The organism is Leptospira yanagawae serovar Saopaulo str. Sao Paulo = ATCC 700523, assembly GCF_000332475.2.
In the GTDB taxonomy this organism is placed as follows: domain Bacteria; phylum Spirochaetota; class Leptospiria; order Leptospirales; family Leptospiraceae; genus Leptospira_A; species Leptospira_A yanagawae.
In genome coordinates this window covers 1-7,001 of record NZ_AOGX02000046.1, presented here as the reverse complement: position 1 = coordinate 7,001, position 7,001 = coordinate 1, and the positions used below count along the sequence as shown (strand labels likewise).

General features: G+C 33.0%; 9 protein-coding genes. All 9 read right to left on the bottom strand.

Translation table 11 applies throughout. From position 1 onward, the window contains the following. Positions 1-167: 167 nt before the first annotated feature. The 9 genes from LEP1GSC202_RS18035 to LEP1GSC202_RS17995 all read right to left on the bottom strand — a co-directional run bounded on the left by LEP1GSC202_RS18035 (position 168) and on the right by LEP1GSC202_RS17995 (position 6,830). The gene (locus tag LEP1GSC202_RS18035; RefSeq protein ID WP_015679193.1) at positions 168-878 is read right to left on the bottom strand and encodes an SH3 domain-containing protein; all 711 of its coding nucleotides are present in this window, start codon (positions 876-878) and stop codon (positions 168-170) included. 420 nt (positions 879-1,298) lie between these two features. Continuing rightward, a complete protein-coding gene (locus LEP1GSC202_RS18030; protein WP_015679198.1) occupies positions 1,299-1,811 on the bottom strand; it encodes a hypothetical protein in 513 nt (170 codons plus the stop codon). Positions 1,812-1,991: 180 nt separating this feature from the next. Next, positions 1,992-2,648, bottom strand: a complete 657-nt coding sequence (locus tag LEP1GSC202_RS18025) for an HAD family hydrolase (RefSeq protein WP_015679195.1) — start codon at positions 2,646-2,648, stop codon at positions 1,992-1,994. A 206-nt stretch (positions 2,649-2,854) separates the two neighbouring features. After that, a complete protein-coding gene (locus LEP1GSC202_RS18020; protein WP_015679200.1) occupies positions 2,855-3,520 on the bottom strand; it encodes an HNH endonuclease in 666 nt (221 codons plus the stop codon). 196 nt (positions 3,521-3,716) lie between these two features. Further along, the gene (locus tag LEP1GSC202_RS18015; protein WP_015679194.1) at positions 3,717-4,478 is read right to left on the bottom strand and encodes a hypothetical protein; all 762 of its coding nucleotides are present in this window, start codon (positions 4,476-4,478) and stop codon (positions 3,717-3,719) included. Between the two features lie 215 nt (positions 4,479-4,693). Beyond that, entirely contained in the window at positions 4,694-5,143 is a 450-nt protein-coding gene (locus tag LEP1GSC202_RS18010; protein WP_015679196.1) for a hypothetical protein, read from the bottom strand. Positions 5,144-5,208: 65 nt separating this feature from the next. Next, entirely contained in the window at positions 5,209-5,664 is a 456-nt protein-coding gene (locus LEP1GSC202_RS18005) for a hypothetical protein (protein WP_039929485.1), read from the bottom strand. Positions 5,665-5,871: 207 nt separating this feature from the next. Next, positions 5,872-6,489: a hypothetical protein gene (locus LEP1GSC202_RS18000; RefSeq protein ID WP_015679197.1), complete on the bottom strand. Its 618-nt coding sequence runs from the start codon at positions 6,487-6,489 to the stop codon at positions 5,872-5,874. Then, positions 6,486-6,830 (bottom strand): hypothetical protein, encoded by a 345-nt coding sequence (locus LEP1GSC202_RS17995; protein ID WP_039929482.1) that lies wholly within the window; start codon positions 6,828-6,830, stop codon positions 6,486-6,488. Before LEP1GSC202_RS17995 ends, LEP1GSC202_RS18000 begins: the two co-directional genes overlap by 4 nt. Positions 6,831-7,001: the final 171 nt, after the last annotated feature.

Here is a 7,001-nt window from a genome sequence, read left to right as displayed (position 1 = left end):
TATCGAACTAGACTTACCGAAGTTCCCCGCCCCTGAGTCCCATCGGGACGTTAGGGACTGGCATGTAGCTTGCGAACGCAAGGCGAATGCCAGAAGGGGAATTTGCCGCAGGCCAAGCGAGGCCTTGTGCCGAAGCGTAGCGGTAAGTCGCTGTTATGCGCTGGTCCCTACTGATCGATTTTAATGTATTCACCAAAAACCCATCCTTCCTTCTGTTTAGAGCTTTTTAATAAACATCCATTGTATGAGTCAGATGAAGGAAATACTAGATACCAGAAGTTTCTTTTATCTCCGACATTATATTCTACCAAAGTTTTCGCAATGATAGTGAGACTGGTATCTTTAGGAATAAAGTTAATTTCTTTCTCTCTAATCTTTTCATCTTCGGTATTCGTAAAATAGCAGGTAAATGTTTTTGATTGTAAATCTGGTTTTTCTCTATATTTAAGGTTTGAGGTAGCAATGCCACTTTTTAAACCTAAAGTAACAGCTTCAATACCGTAGTAATTTCTATTTAGGTTTTCTATTACTTTTTTACTTTTATTATACAGAATTAAATTATTATCACATTTTAAGAAGTCGGAAAAGATTAAAGATTGAGTATCTTTTTCATTTACGCACTTGAAATCCTTCATTTTCTTTTCATTACAGTTTGACTTCACTTCGGTAAAAAGGAAATTTTCTCCTTGTTTTGAGAACTTGGCATGAAAGCCCTCGCATCCATCGCCCTCACCATTAAAATAATACAAAGCTTTTGATTCTTCAATTTTAAGAACCATTTCATCTGATCCAAGATTGTTTCCTCCAAAAAATTGCGTTTCTGGGAATAAGGAAAATGGAATTACAATAAGTAGGATTGTGAAATTTTTTCTTTTCATTCTATTTGTTTTTTAAAAGTATTTTTTAGGGACTGGCGCATAACGAATAGACTTACCGAAGTTCCCCGACCCTGAGTCCCGGAACGGGACGTTAGGGACTGGCATGTAGCTTGCGTAAGCAAGGTGAATGCCAGAAGGGGAATTTGGCGCAGCCCGAGCGAGGGCTCGTCCCGAAGCGTAGCGGTAAGTCGCTGTTATGCGACGTCTCATTTATTTAATGTCCTTCATTAAACCAACATAAATAGTATAGAAGAATATTGAAAATAAAAAAGCTAGGAAACATAAGCTTGTAATTATTTAAATATATAGTGAGAAAAATAAAGAGTAGTATATTTAAGAAAAAACCTATTATGAATAAATAGCGATTTTCAATTCCTAAATTGTAATATTCTTGATTGATTTCTATATTCTTTAAGTATTCTATAAAATTTGTTTTTTTTCCCTTTTTTCGATATAATTAGGTAAAAAATATTCTTTTTTTAGCGAAGTTGTCCTGATACAATCCCAAAAATCATAGTGAAAATTTCCGTAAATGTTTTTACTAAATTTTAATTTCCAAAATTGAAATTCTTCAAATTTTGACTTTTTAAACAAATATAGTCCTCTTTCAGTCTGTAGAATAAATTTAGATTTTAAAAATTGGTGATATCTATTTCTTTCCCCTTCGTTAAATGGACTTAATTCACATTCTTCAAATGTAATTTGATCAGAAGGTAAATCTATAATAAATGATTTGTCTATATATTTAGGATTAAAATAAACAGAATTGTTTTCTTGAGTTATATTACCTTCAATATCCTCGAAATCTAAAATTTTAAGAAGAGAAATTCCTTTTTCGCTGTTAATAAGTTTTGTCTCTGGTTTAACAGATTGTATTCCCCATATTACAGCAACGGAAATGGAAATTAAAAAAGAAAAATAGTAAATTTTCATTTTATAGTTAGATTTATGAGATGTCGCATAACGAATAGACTTACCGAAGTTCCCCGACCCTGAGTCCCGCCGGGACGTTAGGGACTGGCATGTAGCTTGCGAACGCAAGGCGAATGCCAGAAGGGGAATTTGCCGTAGGCCGAGCGAGGGCTCGTCCCGAAGCGAAGCGGTAAGTCGCTGTTATGCGTAGTTTTGCAATTTTAAAATTAATTTTTCCAAATCATAAAAATTCTCAACAAAATCGATTTTTCCACTTAGGAAGAAATTTTTATACCGCATATCATGTGTGATACCAATGAAGTGATAGCCAAATTTTGTCGAAGAATGGAAGTCAGAAGGCGAGTCACCAATATATAGAATTTCGTTCTTCTTAACATTTTTAACAGAAAGTTTATCATTGATTGGTAAAAATACCAAAGGGTCAGGTTTATGAACTTTTGTATAATCAGAGGTTTGAATAAAAAAGAAGTAATCTAGGTTAATTTTTAATTCATTTAATTCCCTTAAAACTACCTTTTCACTGGAAGACGTGACAATCCCGAAGTTGAATAATTTATGATATTTTTCAATTAATTCAAATGAATATTCATGAGGAACATTTTTATCTTTTTTAGAATAATCTAAATATAACTTCCAAATTAAATCTAAATCATTTGTGAATTTTCCAAAAATTTTAATTAGAAAATCATCAGCAGGAAGACCCCAAGCTTCATCAATTTCTCTTTCATCGATATTGTAATCAAATTTATCAAAAGCTAAATTCTTAATAGTTTTATATCTAGTTTTCCTAGTTTGAACTAATGTATCATCATAATCAAAAATGATTGCTTTTATCATATTGTTTTAATTCTATTCATTTGCAAAATTACGCATAACGTAATAGCCTTAACGACGTTCCTCGGAGCTGAGCCTACGGAGTAGGCGTTAGCGTCGGCACGGAGTCTTGCGGAGGCAAGAAACGTGCCGGAGAGGAATGTGTCGCAGACCGAGCGAGGGCGAAGACCCGAAGCGAAGCGTTAAGGCGCTGTTATACGCAGTAGGTCTTAATTCTGATGTTCACCAAGAATAAAGACTTTGAAACCTTCATAAAAGGTTAAATTTAAGAAAATGCTTGTTTTGTTTCCATTGTTTTCTAGGTAGTAAAGTGGAAGAAATACTTTTTCATTTTCAAATTCTTTGATTCTTTTGAAATTTGTTTTCGTTGAAATAATTTCATAAGCTTGAAGCAGATAAGTAAGATTTTCGGTATTTGATTCATATAATTCTCTATCTTCATGGAATGAAATTAGATGAATTGTCCATTTTCCATTAAAAATTGATTTAGTTATCTGATAGAAGATTCCGGATGCTAGGTGATCGAAAAAATCATCAAAGATTTCTTTTTTGGCATTGAATATTCCTGTCTCTACACCATCAAGTTGAACTTTTTCTGCATTTTCTAATGCATTTTGTAATTTTCTATTTTTCTTAAAAGCGCTTCTAGTTTTTTCTTCGAATTTTTCATAACCTTTTTCTCTAACTGATCGATGAATAGTGATGTAATTTCTTACATACTCATCTTTATTCGTTTTTTTCGAGTTATGGTCATCACAAGAAGGAATTGTTACTAGATTAAACTTTTGACTTTTTGGGAAAAATGATTGAGGAGGTATATGCTCTCTAGTAGTTGCTTTTTCCCCACAATAATAACATATATCGTCTTTATTCATAAAATTTTGACCTATTGCGTATAACGAATAGACTTACCGAAGTTCCCCGACCCTGAGTCCCGGAATGGGACGTTAGGGACTGGCATGTAGCTTGCGAACGCAAGGCGAATGCCAGAAGGGGAATTTGGCGTAGCCCGAGCGAGGGCTTGTCCCGAAGCGTAGCGGTAAGTCGCTGTTATGCGAAGTAATTTACTTATTAGATTGCGATACCTGCATAAAGTGAAATATATGAGAACTCGCTATTAGGTTTACTTTCATTTGTAATAACGAATTTATCGATTATGTATTTAGGAGGTAAACCATTGTAGAATTGAGGATTGAATGTATAATGTTGATTTCTTCTTCCAGAATTCATTATACCATATTCACATTCAATTCCAATTAATAATCGTCCAAAAACTTCTTTTCTATATCCTAGACCAACAGTTCCAAAAAGTCGGTCAGAGTAGGTGGTTGTTTTCGAATAAGGTTCTACTGTGGTATTGAGGCCTTGAAAGGATCGAAAATTTTTATCTTCTAGTTTATACCCCTTTTCAATTCCTAAATTAGCACTTCCATAGAAATTTCCAAAGAAAAAATACTGAGATCTTAAGACAAAAAATTCACTTTCTCTTGTTTTAGTGATATCTTGTAGTCCAAAACCGCTTGGAGAGGAGTTTAAATCTATTTGTGTTTTAAATTTTGGGCTGTCACCTCTACTATATGTAAAACCCAAAAAAAATTTTTCTGTAAATCCATATAGAAGAGAGAAAGTTCTATTCTCATTTCTGATTCTAAATGGGTATTCTGTATATTGTGTTGTTGCAAACGGAGTATAATAAATATGAAGATTTTTTCTTTTGCTTAAGTCTAAATTGGATTCGCTTTCAGCAATAGCTTCTGCGTTTAATACAGAAGTAAACGTATTTATGGCCATAAATACTAAAGTTGTATATATAAAAGTTTTTAACTTTTTCAAATTTTTCCTCTTAAATTATTTTTAAATTATTTCGCATAACGAACTAGACTTACCGAAGTTCCCCGACCCTGAGTCCCAACGGGACGTTAGGGACTGGCATGTAGCTTGCGAACGCAAGGCGAATGCCAGAAGGGGAATTTGGCGTAGCCCGAGCGAGGGCTTGTCCCGAAGCGTAGCGGTAAGTCGCTGTTAGCCGAAGTTCATTACGTCACTTTTTAAAATTTCCTAGAAATATTGAAAGAAATTTGCGTTAGTCCGCCATTACTATTTGCCACAGCACTAACTTCGATAAAACCAGGTACGTTTTTCCATCTTTTAGTTACTTTATTCTCGAAATAGGGTGAGTAAGCATCAAGGTTAAAATAGACTAAAGGGTTCGATTCAAATTTTGCTTTTTTTGGATTTTGTAAGAATATCCAAATTGGCTTATTCTTTTCAAATTCAATATAAACTTCATTTTCATTTATACTATAGTATACCTGATCATATTTAATCGATTTATCGTTTGAAATATGAATTGGTTTGCCGTATTTGGTTTCAATTTCATTTCGATTGAGTTTAGAAAGTTCTTGAATGTCTACGACTAATAGTGATTTCTGTAGATCACAATTCAAAAACATACCAAATATTAGTATATTTAATGTGATTATTTTTTTTATTTTCATAGTTTACCTTTATGTATTTATTTGAAGAATTTGAATCCATTTTTGATTATTTTTCTATATTACTTTTAGTTGTTAAATTTTCTGGAAATATTGAATACTATTTGTGCTAAACCTCCATCTTGATCTGATACTACTGAGATTTCTTTGAATCCTGGGACATTTGACCAACTTTTGCTAGCATAATTAGAAAAATCAGGTTTATACGCTTCAAGATTAAAATATATGAGAGGATTAGAATCAAACTTTGCCTTTTTTGGATTTTGAATTAAAATCCATACCGGTTTGTTTTTTTCAAATTCAATATAAACATCATTTTCATTAATCGAATAAAATATTTGGTCATATTTAATTGATTTATCATGTGATATAGCAGTTGGTTTGCCGTATTTCTTTTCAATCTGACTTCGATTTGATTTAGATATATCATTTATATCCACAACAAGTAGAGCTTTTTGAAGATTACAGCATGTACTTGAATATAGAATAAAAAGTATTAATACTATTCTTTCTTTTTTCATCATTTTGCATAATTCCTATTTTTAATTATATTTAATGAATTTCGGCTAACGAATAGACTTACCGAAGTTCCCCGACCCTGAGTCCCGCCGGGACGTTAGGGACTGGCATGCAGCTTGCGTAAGCAAGGCGAATGCCAGAAGGGGAATTTGCCGCAGGCCGAGCGAGGCCTTGTGCCGATGCGAAGCGGTAAGTCGCTGTTATGCGAAGGTTCAAGTGTTATAATTTATGTATTTAAGCCATTTTTCTCTTTGTAAATATAAAAAGTAAAAATTACTAGAAAAAGATATTAAGAGAGTTACTGCTAAAATACATAATAAAAGATTGAAATTGCAAAATGATGATGGAAAATTCAAAAACGGATGGCCAAGTACTAAAATTAGTAAAACTATTTTTAAACTTAATAAGACGATTATAAATATTAGATTGAAATCTGGTATCCAGTTTAAATACCCGTTTTTATTAGTTGGAAGAAAAGAGCCTGGAAAATAATTTTCTCCCGAATTTATGCTTAATATTTTCAATTTTTCTCTCATTCTCGCAGTAACAAGTTGATCTCTTCGATAACCTACTGACATAACAAGTAAGACACAAATTGGCATGTTTAAGAGAAGATATGATAATGCCAAATATCCAAAAAGAAAATCAAAAGTATTGTTATCTTTTATATTTAAATAAATATATCCAAAACCCGTCAGAAGAGGGACGAGTAAAACTATTATTTGGATAAAGGTATTTTTATGGTGATTCTGGTTAACAGCAAATTGATTATGAAAATCATGTATAAATAATTTTCGCAATTCTGAAAGATTTTCCTCTGAAAGTATCATATGGTTACTATATTTCCTAATCCTTGTAGAAAAAATCCAATTATTATAAGAGTTAAACCGAATGCAGACCAAAAATGGTCTTCTTTTTCTCTTTTTTGATTTAGATCCCCCATATCTAAATAGGAGCCTAAATAGGGAACTCGTTTTGCTGCGAGTAATATTCCTACTATATCTAGTGTTAATCCCAATATAGAAAGAAAAGATGAATATTTGAAACTATTGCAGCCGCATTTGATCAGGTAAAAATATATACTCCATAATATAATCATCAATAATATAGAGATATAATAAAAATATGGATTTAATTTTGCTTTTATTTGATTTTCTTTTGGATATTTCATAATTATATTTTGAACTTTCGCATAACGAACTAGCCTTAACGACGTAGGCTGGCCCTGAGTCCCGGTTACGGGACGTTAGGGACTGGAACGACACTTGCGTAAGCAACTAGAGGCGTAAGCCTATGTGCCGCAGGCCGAGCGAGGGCTTGTCCCGAAGCGATGTGGTTAGCG